Origin of the sequence: Cedecea neteri NBRC 105707 = ATCC 33855 (genome assembly GCF_001571265.1) — a bacterium.
GTDB classification, from domain to species: Bacteria; Pseudomonadota; Gammaproteobacteria; order Enterobacterales; family Enterobacteriaceae; genus Cedecea; species Cedecea neteri.
The window spans coordinates 17098-39419 of record NZ_BCTL01000047.1 but is presented as its reverse complement, the minus strand read 5'-3'; the positions used below and the strand labels follow the sequence as shown (position 1 = coordinate 39419).

Below are 22322 nucleotides of genomic sequence, written 5' to 3'. Positions count from 1 at the left end.
ACCTCTTATGCCTGACGAGCTGCCAGCACACCGCTCAGATCTTTGTGGATCTCACGCAGCAGGCTGTCCGTAGTTTCCCAGTCGATGCATGCATCGGTCACGGACACGCCGTATTTCATTTCGCTGCGCGGCTGCTCTGATGATTGATTACCTTCATGGATATTACTTTCAATCATCAGGCCAATAATAGAGCGGTTACCATCTTTAATCTGGGCAATGGCAGACTCGGCCACACCCGGCTGGCGACGGAAGTCTTTATTTGAGTTGCCGTGGCTGCAATCTATCATCAAGGACGGGCGCAGGCCTGCTTTCTGCATTTCAGCTTCACACTGGGCAACATCCGCCGGGCTGTAATTAGGCGCTTTGCCACCGCGCAATATCACATGCCCATCCGGGTTACCCTGAGTCTGCAGCAGGCAAACCTGCCCTGCCTGGTTAATGCCTACGAAACGGTGCGGCATCGCGGCAGCACGCATGGCGTTAATCGCCGTCCCCAGGCTGCCATCGGTACCATTTTTAAAACCAACCGGCATAGAAAGGCCAGAAGCCATTTCGCGGTGTGTCTGGGATTCAGTGGTACGAGCACCAATTGCAGACCAGCTAAACAGGTCGCCCAGGTATTGCGGGCTATTTGGATCCAGCGCCTCGGTTGCCAGCGGCAGCCCCAGGCTTACCAGCTCAACCAGCAGGCGACGCGCAATTTTCAGCCCTGCTTCCACATCAAACGAGCCATCCATATGCGGATCGTTGATAAGCCCTTTCCAACCCACAGTCGTACGAGGCTTTTCAAAATAGACGCGCATCACGAGGTACAGACTATCGCTAACTTGTTCAGACAGAGCTTTAAAACGACGAGCGTATTCAATCGCAGCTTCCGGATCGTGGATCGAGCAAGGTCCACAAACAACCAGCAGGCGCGGATCGCGGCCAGCAATAATATTGGAGATCGTTTGGCGGGACTGCTCAATTTGCGCTTCCTGAGCCGCAGTGAGTGGAAATTCCGCTTTCAGCTGATCCGGAGTGATGAGTATTTGTTCGTCTGAGATATGAACGTTGTTAAGCGCGTCTTTTTGCATAATGGCAGTCCTGTGTTTAGCTCGTTTGCGATAGTCGTTTCCTCGTAGAGGAGGGCTTACTGTAACCGCCAACAGTAAAGATTGCAATCCATTACACGTAAATTAATCGTTACACATGCAATTATATACCGCATCAAACCCCTAAATAAGTAAACTTAAATTTACACCAGGCATAAAAATGCGTATTTTTCGGTCAAAAATGCATTACTCAACAAAAGCCCGCGTAAAAATTCATTCCGCCTTCTATGCTGATATTATCCCTTGTGTACGCGTTTTTAGTAGGGAACCGATAACGATTTACGCCATCATTCCAGGGCTATTCTCGTTATTATTTTGGATAATCAGGAATATCATCACACCTGTGAATGAATGACGGAAATACGTGGGAGTGATATGCTCGAAGGCAACATCATAAATAATAAAGGCTGGTTTTACTGGCCAGGATGCTTTTGGGCTGGTGGCGCGTGAAAACCACGTCTCAACTCCGCGGGCTGACGTTATTTTTAACGTTTATCGTCCTCCTGCTAACGATATTCAAAATGCAGGCTGCGCAGGCCACAAGTCCCGTGCTGCCCGACAAAGTCCGCACGACAGTGGCCGGAATTGTTAGCTACACGCGCTGGCCTCAGCTCCAGGGTCTTCCAAAGCTATGCATATTTTCAACGGCAGCCTACGCCGCTACGCTAAGTACGAAAAATAGTGATATCTCATATCAACCCCTGCTCGTTCAGTCATCGGAAGAGGCATTACGAGCGAACTGCGACGGGATATATTTTGGTAACGAATCACCACAACAGCAGTTGCAATTAATAGAACGTTATCAATCCCGGCCTTTATTGTTAATTGCCGAGCAGAACCCACAATGCATAATTGGCAGTGCTTTCTGCCTGAATATTCATAATGACGCAGTTTCTTTTTCGGTAAACCTCGACGCGCTCGCACGCAGCGGCGTCAGGGTTAGCCCGGATGTATTACTGCTGGCCCGGCCAGGGAATAATAGTCATGAATAAGGATTTGACTACGCCGTCACGTCCAACGTTTAAAGGAACGTTGCGTAGAATCAGCATAATCAGCGTGGTTATTGCCATGCTGGCTGTCTGGCTGCTGCTTTCCGTCGCCTCAATGCTGACGCTAAAACAGTACGCTCAAAAAAATCTCGAATTGCTGGCGGTGACAGTGAGTCACAGCCTCGAAGCTGCCGTTGTTTTCCGTGATGGTACGGCGGCCAATGAAACCCTGGCCGTGCTGGGCAAGCAAGGGCAATTTACCGCCGCAAAGGTGGTCGATGTTAATGGCCAGGAGATAACGCATTGGCAGGCTGATAAACCGTCTCAGCATGACATGGTGGGAGGGCTGGTGACCCGATGGCTATACCCTCACCCAATCAGGCAACCCATCTGGCATAACGGCAAAATCATTGGTGAAATGCGCCTGATAGGCACGGATGCGACCGTGACCTTGTTTGTCTGGCTCTCATTAGGCGTGCTGACGGCCTGTATTTTACTCGCGTCAGTTATCGCATTAGGCATTTCACGCCATTTACATCGCGATATTGATGCCGCGTTGCAGAACATTACCGACGTTGTCCACGATGTCCGCAGCAACCGTAACTTTTCTCGCCGCGTATCTCCGGAAAAAATTGAGGAGTTCCACCTCTTTGCCCAGGACTTCAACAGCCTGCTGGATGAAATGGAAGAATGGCAAAAACAGCTTCAGCTGAAAAATGCTTCGCTGCAAAAAACGGCCCTTCAGGATTCACTCACTGGCCTGGCAAACCGGGCGGCTTTCCGAACCGCGCTGGATAAACTGATTGATGATACCGCCTCACTCCACGACAGCGCGCTGTTGTTCATGGACGGCGACAACTTCAAATTTATTAACGATACCTGGGGACACGCGGCCGGGGATGCTGTGCTTATCGAAATCGCAAAACGGTTGCTGGTGTTTGCCAATACGCGTCACCTGGCGTTCCGCCTCGGCGGTGACGAATTTGCCATGCTGCTTCATTCGGTGAATAACGAAGAACAGGCCTCATTCGTGCTGACGCAGTTAAAAGAGATAGTCGAGCAGCCGATCCTTTTACCCGGCGAGCACTGGGTCACCATGACCCTAAGCATTGGCGTTGCGCTCGCGAAAGATATCACCTCAGCGGAAAGCCTGATGGAAACCGCCGATCGCAATATGTACATAGAAAAACACAAGCAACGTGAGTTGCTAATAAAACAGCCCCAAAGGGATACATTATGAAAGCTTCGCGCTTATTTGCACCAGCAATCCTCTTCTCGTTTCTGTTAACCGGCTGTCAGGCTCCGCCATCAACGTTCTCCCCTGAACAAGTTGCGGCGATGCGCTCGTACGGCTTCTCTGAGTCAAACGGCGGCTGGTCACTAGGACTGTCAGACAAGATCCTGTTTGGTAAAAACCAGTACAAACTGCAGCCCGAAAGCTACCAAACCATCCAAAGCATGGCCGCCAAACTCTCAGCAACCGGCCTGAAGCACGCCCGCATGGATGGTCATACCGATAACTATGGCGAAGACGGCTACAATGAACAGCTCTCTCTCAAGCGCGCGAACATCGTCGCGGATGCCTGGGCCGAAGGCGCTAAAATCCCGCGTAGTAACCTCACCACGCAAGGGCTGGGTAAGAAATACCCGGTTGCCAGCAACAGCACCGGCGAAGGTCGCGCCGAAAACCGCCGCGTCGCGGTCGTGATTACCGCCCCATAATTTCAGCGAATTCAGCGCATAAAAAAGGGCTGCCAGATGGCAGCCCTTTTATTTGGATGTCGCCTAAGCGAATCTTAGCTAAGACGCTCTTTGATACGAGCAGACTTACCAGTACGCTCACGCAGGTAGTACAGTTTAGCTTTACGAACGGCACCACGGCGTTTGACAGTAATGCTGTCAATTACTGGGGAGTGAGTCTGGAATACACGCTCAACACCTTCGCCGTTGGAAATTTTACGAACAGTGAATGCAGAGTGCAGACCGCGGTTACGGATAGCGATAACCACGCCCTCAAATGCCTGCAGACGTTTTTTAGAACCTTCAACGACCCATACTTTCACTTCCACGGAGTCGCCCGGACGGAAGGAAGGTACATCCTGTTTCATCTGTTCTTGTTCAAGTTGCTTAATAATATTGCTCATAATTTATCTCTTATCCTGGGTAAACTGATATATCCCCGTCATATTTGAAGCTGCATCTGCGCTGGCTGCTCTTCTTCACCCGAATCACTTACCAAAGTAAGCTCAGCGGGATTCACTCGCTTGCCATCTTGCTACAACTCCAACTATTTTGGGGTTAAGGGGGCTTACGCCTGCCCATCATGTTTATGTTGCTGTTGCGTATGTTCTTTTTTGAACTCCGCCAGCAACCTTGCTTGCTCTTCAGTCAGAGCCAGGTTTTCCAAAAGTTCAGGTCTTCTAAGCCAGGTGCGGCCCAGCGACTGTTTCAGGCGCCAACGGCGAATCTCCGCATGGTTCCCCGACAGTAACACCGCCGGTACTTCCATACCATCCAACACTTCAGGGCGGGTGTAGTGAGGGCAATCCAGCAACCCTTCAGCAAACGAATCTTCGGTTGCCGATGCTTCATGTCCCAGCACGCCCGGGATAAACCGGGAGACTGAGTCAATCAGCGTCATCGCTGGTAGCTCACCGCCGCTGAGAACGTAATCGCCGATTGACCATTCTTCGTCAATTTCGGTTTGGATTACGCGCTCATCGATCCCTTCGTAACGGCCACAAACCAGAATTAACTTCTCGTTTGCTGCCAGTTCACTGACGCCTGCTTGATCAAGCTTGCGCCCCTGAGGTGAAAGATAGATAACCTTAGCACCTTCCCCTGCCGCTGCTTTCGCTGCGTGAATGGCTTCCCGTAAAGGATTCACCATCATCAGCATTCCCGGTCCGCCGCCGTAAGGACGATCGTCCACGGTACGGTGCCGGTCATAGGTGAAGTCACGTGGACTCCAGCTTTGAATGCTCAGCAGGCCATTTTTTACTGCCCGGCCAGTTACCCCGTAATCGGTAATTGCGCGGAACATCTCAGGAAACAGGCTAACTACACCAATAAACACAAGCCAATCCCCACTATGCTAGCGACTACCGTATGATTTCGGAGTTTTAAAAACCAGGATCCCAATCTACTTCAATGGTTTGAGTAGCGAGATCGACTTTCTTGATAACCTGCCCATCGAGGAACGGAACCAGCCGCTCCTTGATGCCAAATGCATCCTTCAGGTTTGCCTTGATGACGAGAACGTCATTCGAGCCGGTTTCCATCATGTCGATGACTTTACCGAGCTGGTAGCCCTGAGTGGTTACTACCTGGCAGCCCATAAGGTCTTTCCAGTAATAGTCACCCGCGTCAAGAGCCGGCAGTTGCGTTGAATCCACGACAATTTCGCAATTGGTCAGAAGATTCGCGGCATCCCGATCGTCAATGCCTTGCAGCTTGATGATCAGATCCTGATTGTGGTGCTTCCAACTTTCCAGCTGTACTTGCTGCCACTGACCGCCACGCTGGATAAACCAGGGCTGGTAGTCAAAAATGCTTTCGGCGTCTTCGGTGGAGGAAAACACTCTGAGCCAACCACGAATACCGTAGGAGGAGCCCATTTTGCCCAACACAATTGGGTTAACAGGAACCTGTGCGGCGAGTTGCTTGCTCATCATGACCACCGTGACAGATTAAGCTGCTTTCTTAGCTTCTTTGATCAGCGCAGCAACGCGATCAGAAACGGTTGCGCCCTGGCCAACCCAATGAGCTACGCGATCCAGATCCAGGCGAACGCCTTCTTCTTTCTCGTTAGCGATAGGGTTGAAGAAACCAACGCGCTCAATGAAGCGACCGTTACGTGCATTACGGCTATCAGTAACGACAACCTGGTAGAACGGACGCTTTTTAGCGCCGTGACGTGCTAAACGAATAGTTACCATAACATCCTCTTTAGTGAATAAAACGCCGGGCCCCATCGAGGGATGGAGCCCGGTGTCATATTAAAAGCCCGAAAATTTTACTCATTTCGGCGTAAAAAGCAATCGAAAAGAGCTTAGCGGCCAGGGAAACCCGGTGGCATCATCCCTTTCATACCGCGCATCATTTTGGCCATACCGCCTTTCTTCATTTTCTTCATCATGCGCTGCATGTCGTCAAACTGCTTCAGTAAGCGGTTAACGTCCTGCACCTGCATGCCGGAACCCTGCGCGATACGGCGCTTGCGGGAGCCTTTAATGATGTCCGGCTGCGCACGTTCTTTCAGCGTCATCGAGCTGATAATCGCCTCCATGCGAACCAGAACTTTGTCGTCCATCTGGGATTTGACGTTGTCCGGCAGCTGGCCCATGCCCGGCAGCTTGCTCATCATGCTAGCCATGCCGCCCATGTTTTTCATCTGCTTAAGCTGTTCGAGGAAGTCGGTCAGGTCGAAGCCGTCGCCTTTTTTCAGCTTGGTGGCAAGTTTCTCAGCCTGCGCGCGATCAACCTTGCTTTCGATATCTTCGATCAGCGACAGCACGTCGCCCATGCCGAGGATACGGGAGGCAATACGATCCGGGTGGAACGGCTCCAGCGCTTCGGTTTTCTCGCCCACGCCGAGGAACTTGATTGGCTTGCCGGTGATATGGCGAATCGACAGTGCAGCACCACCGCGAGCGTCGCCGTCCACTTTGGTCAGTACTACGCCGGTCAGCGGCAGCGCTTCGTTAAACGCCTTCGCGGTATTCGCCGCATCCTGGCCGGTCATGGCATCAACTACAAACAGCGTTTCTACCGGCTTAATTGCAGCATGAACCTGTTTGATTTCGTCCATCATCGCTTCGTCTACGTGCAGACGACCGGCGGTATCCACCAGCAGCACGTCGTAGAACTTCAGCTTCGCTTCTTTCAGCGCGGCGTTAACGATATCGACAGGCTTTTGCTGAGCGTCAGATGGGAAGAAGTCGACCTCAACCTGCTGAGCCAGGGTTTCCAGCTGTTTGATCGCCGCAGGGCGATAAACGTCCGCCGAAACCACTAACACTTTTTTCTTCTGCTTTTCGCGCAGGAACTTACCTAACTTAGCGACGCTGGTCGTTTTACCCGCCCCCTGCAGGCCCGCCATCAGTACAACGGCCGGTGGCTGTGCCGCCAGGTTCAGGCTGCTGTTCTCTTCGCCCATCGCTGAAACCAGTTCAGCGCGAACGATTTTGACGAACTCCTGGCCCGGGGTCAGGCTTTTGTTGACTTCATGACCAACCGCTTTTTCTTTCACGCGGTTGATAAAGTCACGCACCACCGGCAGCGCAACGTCCGCCTCCAGCAGCGCCATGCGCACTTCGCGCAGCGTCTCTTTAACGTTTTCTTCGGTTAGCCGCCCACGGCCGCTAATATTGCGCAGGGTACGCGACAGACGGTCTGTTAAATTATCAAACATGGTATTTTGCCTAACGTGGTAACTGGGGCCGCAGCTCGCGACACAAAACTGAATTTGGCGGATTATATCATGAAGCCGCCTCGGGTGTGATCCAACGGTTGGAGCAGGCGACAGGTAACGTTATACTGACTTTTTTGTTCTCTGGCCAATTTGACCGACACCTTAATATGCCCGTTTTCGCCATTCTTGCGCTTGTAGCCTACTCCGTCAGCCTTGCGCTGATCATTCCCGGTCTTCTGCGGAAGAACAGCGGATGGCGCCGCTTTGCCATTTTATCCGCAGCTATCGCGTTGGTTAGCCATGCGCTGGCGCTGGAAGCACGCTTCTTCACCGTCGATGGCGGGCAAAATCTTAGCCTGCTGAACGTCGGCTCCCTCGTCAGCCTGATGATTTGTACGGTAATGACCATTGTCGCCTCACGCAATCGCGGCTGGCTACTGTTACCCATTGTTTACGCCTTTGCGCTGATAAATCTGGCGCTGGCGACCTTTATGCCCAATGAATTTATCACCCATCTCGAAGCCACGCCGGGGATGATGGTGCACATCGGCCTGTCGCTGTTTGCCTATGCGACGCTGATCATCGCCGCGCTATACGCTTTGCAACTGGCGTGGATTGACTACCAGTTGAAAAACAAAAAGCTGGCGTTCAGCGCAGAAATGCCGCCGCTGATGGTTATCGAGCGTAAAATGTTTCATATCACCCAGGTGGGCGTGGTTCTGCTGACGTTGACGCTTTGCACCGGGCTCTTTTATATGAAAAACCTGTTCAGCATGGAAAACGTCGATAAAGCCGTGCTGTCGATTCTCGCCTGGTTTGTCTACGTCGTTTTGCTGTGGGGGCACTATCATGAAGGGTGGCGCGGCCGTCGCGTTGTCTGGTTTAACGTTGCCGGCGCGGGCATTTTAACCCTCGCTTATTTTGGCAGCCGTGTCCTCCAGCAGTTCGTTAGCTAATCTCTTAAAGGAAATCTCTTTTGGAACACATCTCAACCACCACGCTGATCGTCACCCTGATCATCATGGTGGTGGTGTCCGCGTACTTCTCCGGTTCAGAAACCGGCATGATGACGCTAAACCGCTACCGCCTGCGCCACCGCGCCAAACAGGGCAACCGGGCAGCGAAGCGCGTTGAAAAATTGCTGCGCAAACCGGACCGCCTGATTAGCCTCGTGTTAATCGGGAACAATCTGGTCAATATTCTTGCTTCCGCGCTGGCAACCATCGTCGGTATTCGCCTTTACGGCAACGCAGGCGTGGCGATTGCCACCGGGGTCCTGACTTTCGTCGTGCTGGTGTTTGCCGAAGTCCTGCCTAAAACCATCGCCGCGCTGTACCCGGAAAAAGTCGCTTATCCAAGTAGCTGGCTGCTCGGCCCGCTGCAGTTCCTGATGATGCCGCTGGTCTGGCTGCTGAACACCATTACCCGCCTGCTGATGCGTATGGTCGGCATTAAGGTCGATCACATCATCAGCACCGCGCTCAGCAAAGATGAGCTGCGCACCATCGTGCATGAATCCCGCTCGCAGATTTCACGGCGTAACCAGGACATGCTGCTCTCGGTGCTGGACCTGGAAAAAGTCAGCGTCGACGACATCATGGTGCCGCGGAACGAAATCGTCGGCATCAATATTAATGACGACTGGAAGTCCATCGTCCGCCAGTTAACGCACTCCCCGCACGGACGCATCGTGCTGTACCGCGACAATCTGGATGATGCCATCGGCATGCTGCGCGTCCGTGAAGCCTATCGCCTGATGACGGAGAAAAAAGAGTTCACTAAAGAGGTGATGCTCCGCTCCGCCGATGAGATTTACTTCGTGCCTGAAGGCACGCCGCTCAGCGTGCAACTGGTGAAATTCCAGCGCAATAAAAAGAAAGTCGGCCTGGTCGTGGACGAATACGGCGATATTCAGGGGCTGGTCACGGTAGAGGATATTCTTGAAGAAATTGTGGGTGATTTCACCACCTCAATGTCCCCTACGCTTGCGGAAGAAGTGACGCCGCAAAACGACGGCTCGGTCATTATCGAAGGCAGCGCCAACGTTCGTGAACTCAACAAAGCCTTTAACTGGACGCTGCCGGAAGACGATGCGCGTACGGTTAACGGCATGATTCTGGAAGAGATTCAGGAAATCCCTGCTGCTGGTACTCGTATCCGGCTGAGCCAGTACGACATCGATATTCTCGACGTACAGGACAACATGATTAAGCAGGTGCGCGTCACGCCGGTGAAGCCGCTGCGGCAAAGCGTTGAGCAATAGACGTAAAAAAGCCAGCCGCTGGGCTGGCTTTTTACTTCGGGCAACGGATCAGGCTTTCGCTACGGAAACCATCGCGGCGCGAATAGTACGGCCGTTCAGGGTATAACCTTTCTGCATCACCATCAGCACGTTATTTGGCGCCACGTCAGCAGATTCAACCATCGCAATCGCCTGATGCACGTCCGGGTTAAACGGCACGTTAGTCTCGCCTACCACTTCCACGCCGAACTTGCGAACCACATCCAGCATCGACTTCTGAGTCAGCTCAATGCCTTCGATCATCGGGGCTAAATCCGGGTTGGACTTGTCGGCCACTTCCAGCGCACGATCCAGGCTGTCGATAACCGGCAGCAGTTCGTTCACGAATTTTTCCAGGGCGAACTTGTGCGCTTTCTCGATATCCTGTTCGGTGCGGCGACGCAGGTTAGCTAAGTCAGCCTGATGGCGAGGCTCAATCTCACGCTCGCGCTGCTTCATTTCAGCCAGTTGAGCCTGCAGATTGGCAATCTCTTCGTCGCGCGGATCCACGACATCGGCACCTTCTACGGCCTCGACTTCTTCGTGCTGATCCATGGCGATATCTTCCGGGGCTTGCTCGTTAGGTGTTTTCTGTTCTTTACTACTCATGAAATTCTCCGCGTTTTTAGCATTCATCTCGCTGCTTCGCTTATTATGGGGATCAGTTTCAGGGTTTCAAGGGAACCTGTCATATTGTCACAGGAACGTCTGCGAATAAGGACCACCAGGATAATGAACAAACATTTCAACTGCATCGGTATCGTCGGCCATCCTCGTCACCCCACCGCTCTGACCACGCATGAAATGCTCTATCGCTGGCTGTGCGCCAAAGGCTATGAAGTGATGGTGGAACAGCAAATCGCCCAGGAGCTGAACCTCAAACAGGTGAAGACCGGCACGCTGGCGGAGATAGGTCAGCAGGCTGATTTGGCCGTGGTGGTCGGCGGAGATGGTAATATGCTGGGCGCCGCTCGGGTGCTCGCTCGCTATGACATCAAAGTTATCGGCATCAACCGTGGCAACCTGGGTTTCCTGACTGACCTCGATCCGGACAATGCACAACAGCAGCTGGCGGACGTCCTCGAGGGGCACTACATTACCGAACGCCGCTTCCTGCTCGAGGCACAGGTCTGCCAGCATGATACTCCCACGCGGCTCAGTACGGCGATAAACGAAGTGGTGCTTCACCCAGGCAAAGTCGCGCATATGATTGAGTTCGAAGTCTATATCGACGAAATCTTCGCGTTCTCACAGCGCTCTGACGGGTTGATTATCTCCACGCCGACCGGCTCAACCGCCTACTCGCTTTCAGCCGGTGGCCCAATCCTGACGCCGTCGCTGGATGCAATCACTCTGGTGCCGATGTTCCCGCACACGCTTTCGGCCCGCCCGCTGGTCATCAACAGCAGCAGCACCATTCGCCTGCGTTTTTCCCACATGCGCAGCGACCTTGAAATCAGCTGCGACAGCCAGATTGCGTTGCCTATACAGGAAGGTGAGGACGTGCTCATTCGCCGCTGCGACTACCACCTCAACTTGATTCATCCAAAAGACTATAGCTATTTCAACACATTAAGCTCGAAGCTCGGCTGGTCGAAAAAATTGTTCTAAAAAGCCACATGGCCACTTTACTGTATATAAAACCAGTTTATACTGTATGAAAATACAGTAACCAAATCGAACTCTAAATAATTCGAGTTGCAGCCAGGCGGCAAGAGAGTGCATCCCCAAGAGCTTACTTGAGTAAGTGACTGGGTAAGTGAAAGCAGCCAACACCCCTGCAGCTTGAAGTATGACGAGTTCATACAGGAAGGTGGTCATGCTCGCTCAACTCACCATAAGTAACTTCGCTATCGTTCGTGAACTTGAAATAGACTTTCATCACGGGATGACGGCCATCACCGGGGAAACCGGTGCCGGCAAATCTATTGCCATAGATGCGCTGGGCCTGTGCCTGGGCGGTCGTGCGGAAGCAGATATGGTGCGTTCTGGTGCAAATCGCGCGGATCTCTGCGCCCGCTTTTCTCTGAAAGACACACCGGGGGCGCTACGCTGGCTGGAAGAAAATCAGCTGGAAGACGGCAGCGAATGCCTGCTGCGTCGCGTGATCAGCAGCGATGGGCGCTCCAGGGGGTTTATCAATGGTACCTCCGTGCCCCTTTCCCAACTGCGCGATCTCGGCCAGTTGCTCATCCAGATTCATGGCCAGCACGCCCACCAGCTGCTACTCAAACCGGAGCACCAAAAAACGCTGCTGGACGGCTATGCCGGTGAACAGGCGCTGACTCAGCAGATGGCAGAGCGCTACCGTGAATGGCACCAAAGCTGCCGCACGCTGGCCCAGCATCAGCAACTCGCACAAGAGCGTTCAGCCAAAGCTGAGTTGCTCCACTACCAGTTGAAAGAGCTGAATGAATTTTCTCCTGTTGCCGGTGAATTTGAACTGATCGACGAAGAGTACAAACGCCTCGCCAACAGCGGTCAGCTGCTTTCCACCAGCCAGCAGGCGCTGGACGTACTGGCCGACGGCGAAGAAACGAATTTGCAAAGCCAGCTGTATACCGTTCGCCACCTCGTGGATGAACTGGTAGGCATGGATAACAAGCTCTCTGGCGTGCTGGATATGCTGGAAGAGGCCGCGATTCAGATTTCCGAAGCCGGCGATGAACTGCGCCACTACTGCGATCGTCTGGATTTGGATCCGAACCGCCTGTACGAGCTGGAACAGCGTATTTCTCGCCAGATCTCCCTGGCGCGTAAGCACCACATCACGCCTGAAGAGCTACCGGCTTTCCACCAGAAATTGCTGGATGAACAGCAGTTACTGGATGAGCAAACCGGCTCGCTGGAAGAATTGCTACAGGCCGTTGCCCGGCACCACCAGCAGGCGCTTGCCGTCGCGCAGGCGCTTCACCAAAGCCGGGTCAAACACGCCAATGAGCTGTGCCAGTTAATCACCGAAAGCATGCATTCCCTGTCGATGCCGCACGGTAAACTCGCCATAGACGCCGACTTTAACGAAAACCACCTGACCGCCGAAGGCGCAGACCGCATTGATTTCCGCGTCAGCACCAACCCCGGCCAGCCGCTTCAACCGCTGGCGAAAGTCGCCTCGGGCGGTGAACTCTCCCGCATCGCACTGGCAATTCAGGTGATTACCGCCCGTAAAATGGAAACGCCAGCGCTGATCTTCGATGAAGTCGACGTGGGGATCAGCGGTCCTACCGCCGCGGTGGTGGGTAAGCTGCTACGCCAGTTGGGCGAATCTACCCAAGTGATGTGCGTCACCCACTTACCGCAGGTTGCCGGTTGCGGCCATCACCATTTCTTCGTCAGCAAAGAAACCGATGGAGAAATGACCGAAACCCATATGCAGCCTTTGGATAAACGCGCACGTCTGCAGGAGCTTGCTCGCCTTCTTGGCGGCAGTGAAGTGACCCGTAACACGCTGGCGAATGCCAAAGAGCTACTGGCCGCCTGAGGCATTACAATGCACGGTGTATTCCGCACCGTGCATTGTGCAAAAAACGCTCACTTCACTTACAAATCCGTCTTTCTGCCACCTTTTCAACCAACTTTTTTATGCTCCCACTGTCAGAGTTGAGCGCCTTTAGGTTTTAAACTGCTTAAAGGTCTATTATCATCGGCATAATACGAATGAGCCACGCACTACTCCGGCCCGAAAAGGAATCAAATCACTATGCGTTGTAAAATGCTGACTGCTGCCGCAGCGGTTCTTCTGATGTTGACCGCAGGCTGTTCCACTCTGGAGCGAGTGGTTTACCGCCCAGACATCAACCAGGGTAACTATCTGGCGCCCAATGACGTGTCCAAACTGCGTGTTGGCATGACCCAGCAGCAGGTTGCCTACACCCTCGGGACGCCAATGATGTCCGATCCGTTCGGCACCAATACCTGGTTCTATGTCTTCCGCCAGCAGCCGGGCCACGAGAACGTGACTCAGCAAACGCTGACCTTGACCTTCAACAGCAGCGGCGTGCTGACCAACATTGACAACAAACCGGCCCTGACCAAAGGGGAATAAGGTTTACTCAATGGACAAAAAAAGCCGCGAAAGCGGCTTTTTTATGCTTAAAAGCAGGATTATTTCTGGGCAGAACGTTCCGCACGCTGGCGGCGTAGCTCTTTAGGGTCAGCAATCAGCGGCCGGTAAATCTCAACCCGATCGCCATCATTCACCTTATCCCCCAGCTTTACCGGACGACTGTAAACACCGACTTTGTTTTTCGTCAGATCGATATCGTCGCGAAGCTCAAGCAAACCAGAGGCAAAAATCGCCTGCTCGACGGTGCTGCCTTCTCCAAGCTTCACCTGCCGCAGGTACTGTTTTTGCGGTAGCGCGTAAACCACCTCAACCTGAATCTCACGCGACACGGTAAACCTCTTTGGCGCGGGTGGTGAATGCCTGAACCATGCTACCGGCAAGCTCTTTAAAGATACGGCCAAAGGCCAGCTCAATCAGCTTATTGGTAAATTCGAAATCAAGCTGGAACTCAATCCGGCAGGCATCTTCGCTAAGCGGCGTGAACTTCCAGCCGCCCATCAGCTTTTTGAAGGGGCCATCCACCAGCTGCATCAGGATGCTCTGATTGTCGGTCAGGGTATTACGGGTAGTAAAAGTTTTTCTGATCCCAGCTTTTGAAACGTCGACCGCCGCCGTCATCTGATTAGCCGATGCGTCAATCACCCGGCTACCGGTGCAGCCAGGTAAAAATTCCGGGTACGAATTCACGTCGTTTACTAACTGGTACATCTGCTCGGCGCTGTAGGGCACCAAAGCAGTACGGCTAATCTGCGGCATAACAATTCCTGGGAGTCATAAATCGGACAAATAATAACATTTATCACCGCGCAAACAAAAACTCTCTGCCGCTCATGCTAAGATAAGCGCTTCCTCCTCGCGCATGCCGCGGGGTGTCTTTGAACTCCTGGATTACGTATACTGAGCAGCACTATGACTAAGAAAAAAGCACACAAACCAGGCTCAGCCACCATTGCGCTAAACAAGCGTGCCCGCCATGAATACTTTATCGAAGAAGAGATTGAAGCGGGCCTTGCGCTGCAGGGCTGGGAAGTAAAATCATTGCGCGCCGGGAAGGCAAACATCGGCGACAGCTACGTTATCTTTAAAGATGGCGAGGCGTATTTGTTTGGCGCCAACTTCACCCCGCTGAATGTGGCCTCAAGCCACGTTGTCTGCGATCCTACCCGCACCCGTAAGCTGCTGTTGAACAAGCGCGAGCTGGATAATCTGTTCGGCAGCGTCAGCCGTGACGGCTACACCGTCATCGCCCTGTCCCTGTACTGGAAGAACGCCTGGTGCAAGGTGAAAATTGGCGTGGCGAAAGGTAAGAAGCAGCACGATAAGCGTACTGATGCGAAGGATCGCGAATGGGCGGTAGATAAAGCCCGAATCATGAAAAACGCGGGTCGTTAAGGCGATTCTCGTTATTGCTCTCTCCGCTGGCTCTTCGTCTGAAGAGCCAGTAAAAAAATTACACGCATCTTTAATTATCAGCTATTATTGCGCGGTCAAATATTGAAGCATTGAAATTAATTAAGCGACGCTAAATAATATATGCTATTTCCCTTCATTATTATCTTTTTTACTGAAAACCATAAACTCAAAGATATATAATATTTCCTCCCCTGTTCGTCATCTTTATACTCCTCACAAAATAGATAATTTCTTCCAAATTTTTCTGCTTTACAAAAGAAAACTCCCCACCAGAAAAGGCACCGCATCCCCGTCAGATGCCAGCATTATCATACCTAAAGCCTCAGTTTAACCAGGGCAATGCAAAACGCTCTCTAAAACTTATCTTAAATATTTCAACATGATAAGAATAATAGTAGCCAACCGACAGCCAAAGAACCGGCTTCAGCCGTTTGGGTGAGCCCGTTACGTTCGCTGGTACTTTAGAGCTACTTACATAGTGTTAAATATGGCTTAAGTTGCGCTTTCATTTTTTCCTGTCTATATCATCAATAGTCTCTATTTAATAAACGACGAGCCTATGACCCTGAGAATTAACTAATTTCGATTCCGCACCGGAAGCGTCTTATTTATTAATAACCACTGTAATCAATTTTTTGATACAGGCCTTTTTTCGCCTATTCACCGCGAAGGGCCTCGTACACTTAAAAATTTTGCTTTCGGTAATCAACATATTACGCCGGGCAACTGACTACCACCACGTTCATCGCGAATGGAGTGATAACAATGCGTTCAATTTCAATTATCTCTAAATTAACCGGCGTAAAAAATAACGTCGAAGCCTCTGAAATCACCTTAAAAGGTCCCTCAATTGTCGAGCTAAAAATTGAACGTGAAGAGGTCGCCAGCTTCACTCGTTCAGGCCAGGACCTGGTGATCAAACTCCATTCCGGCGAAACCATTACCATCAAAAACTACTACGCCTTTGCCGATCAAGGTGGAAATCAGCTGGTACTGGAAGGCCACGACGGCGTGCTTTGGTGGGTTCAGGATCCAGAAGCTGCGGCTCACTATGAGCAAATTGCCAATATCGACGCACTTATGGCGGCCACTGGTGCACATGCCGAAGGTGGTGCGGTCTGGCCGTGGGTTCTGGGTGGGCTGGCCGTTGCCGCAGGCGGAGCCATTGCTGCCGCCTCAAGCGGCGGTGGTGGGCACTCTGATAGCGGCACCAATCCAGGCAATCCCGGCAGGCCGGACGTCACGCCGCCGCCGGCACCTACCGGCCTTGCCGTCTCCGCAGACGGCAGAACCATTACCGGTAATGCCGAAGCGGGCAGCACGGTAACCATCAAAGACGCCAACGGAAATGTCATCGGTACCGGCACCGCGGGCAGTGACGGCAGCTTTACCATCACCCTAACCACTCCGAAGTTGGACGGGGAAACGCTCACCGCCACGGCGACCGACCCATCGGGTAATACCGGGCCGGGAGCCACCGTCACCGCCCCCAATATTCCGCTGCCCGGCGAGCCAGGCATTACCGGCATCACTAACGATCATCCGAATGCGCCAAACGGCGGTAATATCGGCAATAACGCCCCCACCAACGACAACACACCAACTCTGCAGGGTACCGGTCAGGCGGGCACAACCGTTCATATCTATGACAATGGCGTGCAGATTGGCACCGTAGTGGTCGGCGCTAACGGCACCTGGAGCTTTACGCCAGGCACCGCCCTGCCGGACGGCTCTCATGCATTCACCGTTGTGGCGACTAACGAAAGAGGTGAAAGCGCCACTTCCCCAGCGTACACCGTCACCATTGATACCGCCCCACCAGAAGCGGCAACAGGCCTGGTCGTAAGCCCGGATGGGGAAACCATCGCCGCCCATGCAGAAGCGGGGAGTACGGTAACCATTAAAGATCCGAATGGCGCGATCGTGGGTACCGGTACTACCGATAGCAACGGAAACGTCACTATCCCTCTTAATCCAGCACAGGTAGACGGCGAAACGTTGACCGTCGTCGTCACCGATCCGGCAGGGAATACCAGCCCACCGGCCACGGCAACGGCGCCAAACGTTCTGCCGCCGGTAGAGCCTGTGATTACCGCCATCATTGACGATACGGCACCCAACACCGGCAACGTAGGGAATAACCAGACCACCAACGACACTACCCCAACGCTGCAGGGGACAGGCCAGCCCGGCGACACCATCCATATTCTGTCTAACGGCGGTGAGATTGGTACCGCCAAAGTTGGGCTGGACGGTACCTGGAGCTTTACGCCACAAAACCCGCTAGGCGAAGGCACCTACACCTTCACCGCTTCGGCCTCCAACGTCCGGGGCGATAGCAGCGTTTCCGGCAGCTACACCGTTACCGTGGATACTTCCGCGCCTGGCGAACCAACCGACCTGGTGGTCAGCGCGACTGGCGATACGGTGACGGGGCTTGCCGAACCTGGCAGCACCGTCACCATCAAAGATGTAGACGGGAACGTGATTGGCACCGGCACCGCCGCGCCTGTGACCGGTGCATTCAGCATCACTCTGACCACGCCGCAGCTTGACGGCAGCCATCTCCAGGTTACAGCCACCGATGCGGCAGGCAACGTTAGCCCGGCTGCCGAAGCAACCGCGCCATTCTTCCCGCTGCCGACGGTGCCGACGATCACCGCCATCATTGATAACGCGCCGCCAATCGTTGGCACAGTACCAAACAATCAGCCAACCAATGACCAAACCCCGACGCTACAGGGTACGGGCGCGGCCGGCGAGACCATTCATATCTTTGATAATGGGATTGAGATTGGCACCGCTCTTGTCCTTCCGAACGGCAACTGGAGCTTCACGCCGGGTTCCATCTTACCTGACGGGCCACATAACTTTACCGCCACCGCCTCTAACATTCGCGGCGACAGCGGTAACTCAGCAACCTATACCGTGGTCGTGGATACCGTTGTGAATCCACCGGTGCTCGATCAAATTCTTGATAACACCGGCTCTATTACCGGCCCTATCGGCAACAACGGCATCACCGATGACAGCAAACCGATTTTCAGCGGTACCGGTGAAGCGGGCAGTACGTTAACCATCTTTGATAATGGCCTTCCAATTGGTCAGGTCACCGTCGGCAATGACGGGAACTGGACCTTTACCCCAACCAACGCAATGGGTGAAGGCCTGCACACGATTACGCTGCAGCAGACCGACCCTGCAGGCAACGTCAGTACGATTACCGTTGGCCCAACCTTCACCGTCGATACCATCCCACCGGATCCCGTCACCATTGACACCGTGAGCCAGGACGGGACGACCGTGACCGGGACCGGTGAAGCCGGTGATACCGTAAAAGTTGTTGGTCCGAATGGCGTGGTGCTCGGTACGGCGCAAATTGACCAAACCGGACACTTCACGCTGACGCTTTCTCCGGCTCAGACCCACGGCGGAACATTAACCGCTCAGGTGCAGGATGCCGCGGGGAACGTCGGGCCGGATACAACATTCGATGCTTCGGACTCAGGCTTCCCGCCCGTTCCGGTTCTGGTTTCCGTCATTGATGATGTCGGCACCCTCCAGGGCCCGCTGACAAATGGCCAGGCCACGGATGATAACCGCCCAACGTTGAGCGGCACCGCCGAAATTGGGGCGCTGAACGTCACTATCTATGATAATGGCGTGCTGATTGGTGTTGCCCCTGTCAACCCTGACGGCAGCTGGACATTTACGCCATTGCTGCCTCTGACAGAAGGCTCACATTCCTTCACTGTCACCGCAACGAATGACAACGGTACCGGCGGCGCATCCGCTCCGTTTAGCGTTGTGGTTGATACTGTTCCTCCGGGTCTGCCAACCGCGCTGACGGTCTCCGACGACGGGACAACACTCAGCGGGACAGCCGAAGCCAACAGCAAAGTGACCATCACTGACGCTAACGGCAACACGCTGGGTAGCGCCACGGTGGACGGGACGGGCCATTTCACCGTCACGCTCACCCCGCCTCAGCTTAATGGGCAAATTCTGACGGCTAAAGCTACTGACGCCGCAGGCAATACCGGGCTGGGCACGAACGTTCCTGCCCCGGACCACACGGCACCTAATGCGCCGGGGAATCTGGCGGTCTCTGCCGATGGCCTGCAGTTAACCGGTACCGCCGAAATTGGCAGCACCGTCACCGTCAAAGACGGCAACGGCAACATCATTGGCGTCGGCACCGCCGACCCAACCGGACATTTCGATATCCTGCTGGTGCCGCCGCAGCTTAACGGCCAGACGCTGCTGGTAACCGCGACGGACGCCGCCACCAATACCAGCCTGCCTGCAACCGTGGTTGCTCAGGATCATACGCCGCCGGTGGCGCCAACCAACCTGCTGGTTAATGAAGATGGCACAGTCCTGACCGGTAAAGCAGAAGCTGGCAGCACGGTGAAAGTCACCGATGCGCTGGGGAATCCACTGGGCCAGGCCATTGCCGGGCCGGACGGCAGCTTTACTATCACCCTGACCACGCCGCAGGCTAACGGCCAGCATCTGGAAGTGAACGCCACGGATGCGGCAGGGAATATTGGCCCGAATGCCCCGGTCACTGCGCCAGATATCACGCCACCGAATATCCCGCTCATTGGCTCCGTGGTCGACAACGTGCCTGAGCATACCGGCAACCTGAACAACGGTGACCTGACTAACGACGACAAACCGACGATCTCCGGCACGGCTGAGGCTAACTCAACCGTGAAGATCTACGACAACGGCACGCTGATTGGCACAGTCAGTGCAGACGGAACCGGCGCATGGACCTTTACGCCGACCACCTCTATCGGCCAGGGCTTGCATAGCCTGACGGTCACCGCCACCGATGCCGCAGGCAACGTCAGCCAGCCAAGCGCCGCCTTTAACATCAACGTTGACTCCATCGCCCCGACTGCCCCGACGATCACCCAGGTCTACGACGATGTGGGCACCGTAACGGGCCCGGTCAGCAATAACGGCGCGACCAACGACCCAACGCCAACCCTAAGCGGCAGCGGGGAACCCGGTTCCACCATCACGGTTTACGACGGCCTGAACGTTCTGGGGACCACCACCGTGAACGGCAACGGGACCTGGACATTTACGCCAACCACTCCACTGCTGGACGGGCCGCATTCCTTTACGGTCACGGCGTCTGATGCCGCCGGAAACGTCACCGCACCTTCCGCGCCGTGGAACGTTGAGCTGCTCACTGTCCTGCCAAACGCACCGACGATCGGCGAGATAATAGATAATGTTTCTCCGGATCTTGGCCCGGTGCTGCCGGGTGGCTCAACCAACGATCCTCAGCCGGTGATCAACGGGACAGCAGGTGCTAATGCGGTCGTCCAGATATACGATGGCACAACGCTTATCGGTACCGTCACGGCAGACGGCAGCGGCGCGTGGACATTCAGACCAACTCAGCCGCTGAGTGAAGGCTCACACACCCTGAATGTTTACGTAACGGATGCGGCCGGAAACACCAGCTCTGCCACCACGCAGATTGTGGTTATCGACACCGCGCCTCCGGGGGCACCTTCCATCGACAGCGCGCTGGGTAACGTCTCCAACGCGCCGAGCACGCTGACTAACGGCTGCAGCACACAAAGTACCGAACCGGTGTTCTCTGGTAAGGGCGAAGCGGGTGCCACGATCAAACTTTACGTTGATGGCGGGACATCACCGATTGGCACAGCCACCGTCGATTCGAACGGCAACTGGAGCATCACCCCGGACGCTCCGCTGCTTAGCGGGACACATGTATTCACAACAACGGCAACGGATGCAGCGGGTAACACGGGGATGCCTTCCTCTGGCTTCACGCTGTCCGTTTACGCGACGCCTCCGGCTCAGCCTGTCGCCCCAATTGTGACCGATGATGTGCCGCCTGTAGTCGGTAACGTCGCCCCTGGCGGCAGCACCAACGACACGACACCAACCTTCAGCGGCACCGGCGTTGCGGGTTCGACCATCGATATTTACAACAACGGAAACATATTAATCGGCAGCACAACCGTGCGCTCCGATGGCACCTGGAGCTTTACCCCATCGACGCCATTGGGTGAAGCAACCTACAACATTACCGTTCTGGTGACCGACCCGGCGGGGAATATCAGCGTACCATCAATACCGATCGCGATTACCGTAGATACCACCGCGCCAGCGGCACCGACCATTGACGCGGCCGATGATAGCGTGGGCGCCGTCACCGGCCCTCTGGGCAGCGGCTCAGTCACCGATGATGTTTCCCCGGTATTCCGCGGGACAGGCGTCACGGGTGAGACAGTGACGCTGTATAACGGCACCACCGTTATCGGGACCGCGACAGTCGACGGCAGCGGCAACTGGGCTATCACCCCAACCACTCCGCTGGTCAATGGCGTTTACAACCTGACGGCAGTTCAGACGGATGCCGCCGGTAACGCCAGTGGGCCGTCCTCAACCTTCGTATTGACCGTGGACGCTACCCCGCTGACGCTGCCGGTGGTTACCGAGATCATTGATAATGTCGGGCCAATCCAGACGCCGCTCATAAACGGCAGCCTGACAGATGACAACACACCGACCTTTACCGGGACCGGCAGCATCGGCAGCACCGTCACGCTATACGACACTAACGGCACGACCGTGCTTGGCAGCGCGGTAGTTGGAGCCAACGGCACCTGGAATATCACGACCTCGACGCTGGGCGATGGGCCGCACAGCATTACGATCAAAGCGACCGATCCTGCGGGCAATTCCGTTGGGCCATCCACGCCGATCGTGATCACCGTCGATACCGTTCCACCAGGAGCACCAGTGGTGAACCCGATTACCGATATCACCGGGGCTCTGGTTACCGGGACAGCGGAGCCGGGGAGCACGGTAGTTATCAAAGATAGCCACGGGAATGTTCTGGGCACCGGCACGGCGTTGCCTGTAACCGGGATCTGGGCCGTCACCCTGGTGCCGCCGCAATATAACGGTGAAGCGCTCACGGCTATCGCTCAGGATGCCGCCGGGAACCAAAGCACGGCCACAGACTTTAACGCTGGCATCAATCTGGGTATCCCTGCCGCCCCGACCATTG

Annotated in this window: 18 protein-coding genes and 2 pseudogenes; 11 read left to right on the top strand and 9 right to left on the bottom strand. The window is 54.4% G+C overall.

Annotated features, from left to right (window positions below; all coding sequences use genetic code 11):
- Positions 1-5: 5 nt before the first annotated feature.
- Entirely contained in the window at positions 6-1076 is a 1071-nt protein-coding gene (gene aroF, locus CNE01S_RS18865) for a 3-deoxy-7-phosphoheptulonate synthase AroF (RefSeq protein WP_038479723.1), read from the bottom strand.
- Positions 1077-1615: 539 nt separating this feature from the next.
- On the opposite strand from aroF, the gene yfiR reads away from it, so the two are divergent.
- Genes yfiR through CNE01S_RS18850 form a run of 3 tightly spaced genes read left to right on the top strand, consistent with a single transcriptional unit; the run spans position 1616 to position 3805 of the window.
- Positions 1616-2086: a regulatory sequestration protein YfiR gene (gene yfiR / locus CNE01S_RS18860; protein ID WP_245874448.1), complete on the top strand. Its 471-nt coding sequence runs from the start codon at positions 1616-1618 to the stop codon at positions 2084-2086.
- On the top strand, positions 2079-3323 hold the full coding sequence (gene dgcN, locus CNE01S_RS18855) for a diguanylate cyclase DgcN/YfiN (RefSeq protein ID WP_061277769.1): 1245 nt from the start codon (positions 2079-2081) through the stop codon (positions 3321-3323). The genes yfiR and dgcN overlap by 8 nt, the downstream gene beginning before the upstream one ends.
- Positions 3320-3805, top strand: coding sequence for an OmpA family protein (locus CNE01S_RS18850; protein WP_061277768.1), 486 nt, complete (start codon positions 3320-3322; stop codon positions 3803-3805). Before dgcN ends, CNE01S_RS18850 begins: the two co-directional genes overlap by 4 nt.
- Before the next feature lie 74 nt (positions 3806-3879).
- Here the strand turns inward: CNE01S_RS18850 and rplS are convergent, their stop codons facing one another.
- From rplS to ffh, 5 genes are all read right to left on the bottom strand, one after another.
- Complete coding sequence (gene rplS, locus CNE01S_RS18845; RefSeq protein WP_038479713.1) at positions 3880-4227, bottom strand: 50S ribosomal protein L19; 348 nt, start codon at positions 4225-4227, stop codon at positions 3880-3882.
- Between the two features lie 164 nt (positions 4228-4391).
- On the bottom strand, positions 4392-5159 hold the full coding sequence (gene trmD / locus CNE01S_RS18840) for a tRNA (guanosine(37)-N1)-methyltransferase TrmD (RefSeq protein ID WP_008458169.1): 768 nt from the start codon (positions 5157-5159) through the stop codon (positions 4392-4394).
- Between the two features lie 46 nt (positions 5160-5205).
- Positions 5206-5754: a ribosome maturation factor RimM gene (rimM, locus tag CNE01S_RS18835; protein ID WP_061277767.1), complete on the bottom strand. Its 549-nt coding sequence runs from the start codon at positions 5752-5754 to the stop codon at positions 5206-5208.
- 18 nt (positions 5755-5772) lie between these two features.
- Positions 5773-6021, bottom strand: a complete 249-nt coding sequence (gene rpsP / locus CNE01S_RS18830; RefSeq protein WP_038479704.1) for a 30S ribosomal protein S16 — start codon at positions 6019-6021, stop codon at positions 5773-5775.
- Positions 6022-6134: 113 nt separating this feature from the next.
- A complete protein-coding gene (ffh, locus tag CNE01S_RS18825) occupies positions 6135-7496 on the bottom strand; it encodes a signal recognition particle protein (protein WP_061277766.1) in 1362 nt (453 codons plus the stop codon).
- A gap of 167 nt (positions 7497-7663) precedes the next feature.
- Here ffh and CNE01S_RS18820 point away from each other — a divergent pair, with 167 nt between their 5' ends.
- Both CNE01S_RS18820 and CNE01S_RS18815 read left to right on the top strand, forming a co-directional pair.
- Positions 7664-8452: a cytochrome C assembly family protein gene (locus CNE01S_RS18820; RefSeq protein WP_008458173.1), complete on the top strand. Its 789-nt coding sequence runs from the start codon at positions 7664-7666 to the stop codon at positions 8450-8452.
- A 20-nt stretch (positions 8453-8472) separates the two neighbouring features.
- Entirely contained in the window at positions 8473-9759 is a 1287-nt protein-coding gene (locus CNE01S_RS18815; protein WP_061277765.1) for an HlyC/CorC family transporter, read from the top strand.
- Positions 9760-9807: 48 nt separating this feature from the next.
- Here CNE01S_RS18815 and grpE read toward each other — a convergent pair whose 3' ends face one another.
- Positions 9808-10386 carry a nucleotide exchange factor GrpE gene (gene grpE, locus CNE01S_RS18810; protein WP_138089243.1) on the bottom strand — a complete coding sequence of 193 codons (579 nt, stop codon included), beginning with the start codon at positions 10384-10386 and terminating at the stop codon, positions 9808-9810.
- Between the two features lie 123 nt (positions 10387-10509).
- On the opposite strand from grpE, the gene nadK reads away from it, so the two are divergent.
- The 3 genes from nadK (at position 10510) to bamE (ending at position 13822) form a co-directional block, all read left to right on the top strand.
- Complete coding sequence (gene nadK / locus CNE01S_RS18805) at positions 10510-11388, top strand: NAD(+) kinase (protein WP_008458177.1); 879 nt, start codon at positions 10510-10512, stop codon at positions 11386-11388.
- A gap of 208 nt (positions 11389-11596) precedes the next feature.
- On the top strand, positions 11597-13258 hold the full coding sequence (recN, locus tag CNE01S_RS18800; protein ID WP_061277764.1) for a DNA repair protein RecN: 1662 nt from the start codon (positions 11597-11599) through the stop codon (positions 13256-13258).
- A gap of 219 nt (positions 13259-13477) precedes the next feature.
- Positions 13478-13822 (top strand): outer membrane protein assembly factor BamE, encoded by a 345-nt coding sequence (gene bamE, locus CNE01S_RS18795; RefSeq protein WP_008458182.1) that lies wholly within the window; start codon positions 13478-13480, stop codon positions 13820-13822.
- 59 nt (positions 13823-13881) lie between these two features.
- Here bamE and CNE01S_RS18790 read toward each other — a convergent pair whose 3' ends face one another.
- Positions 13882-14172, bottom strand: coding sequence for an RnfH family protein (locus tag CNE01S_RS18790; RefSeq protein ID WP_061277763.1), 291 nt, complete (start codon positions 14170-14172; stop codon positions 13882-13884).
- The gene (locus CNE01S_RS18785) at positions 14162-14599 is read right to left on the bottom strand and encodes a type II toxin-antitoxin system RatA family toxin (protein ID WP_061277762.1); all 438 of its coding nucleotides are present in this window, start codon (positions 14597-14599) and stop codon (positions 14162-14164) included. The genes CNE01S_RS18790 and CNE01S_RS18785 overlap by 11 nt, the downstream gene beginning before the upstream one ends.
- Positions 14600-14752: 153 nt before the next feature.
- Here CNE01S_RS18785 and smpB point away from each other — a divergent pair, with 153 nt between their 5' ends.
- From smpB to CNE01S_RS26085, 3 genes and pseudogenes are all read left to right on the top strand, one after another.
- Complete coding sequence (gene smpB, locus CNE01S_RS18780) at positions 14753-15235, top strand: SsrA-binding protein SmpB (protein ID WP_061277761.1); 483 nt, start codon at positions 14753-14755, stop codon at positions 15233-15235.
- A gap of 786 nt (positions 15236-16021) precedes the next feature.
- Positions 16022-20761: pseudogene (locus CNE01S_RS26090) on the top strand (Ig-like domain-containing protein); the annotation flags it as partial.
- Positions 20759-22273 (top strand): annotated as a pseudogene (locus CNE01S_RS26085) (Ig-like domain-containing protein); the annotation flags it as partial. The pseudogenes CNE01S_RS26090 and CNE01S_RS26085, both read left to right, overlap by 3 nt.
- Positions 22274-22322: the final 49 nt, after the last annotated feature.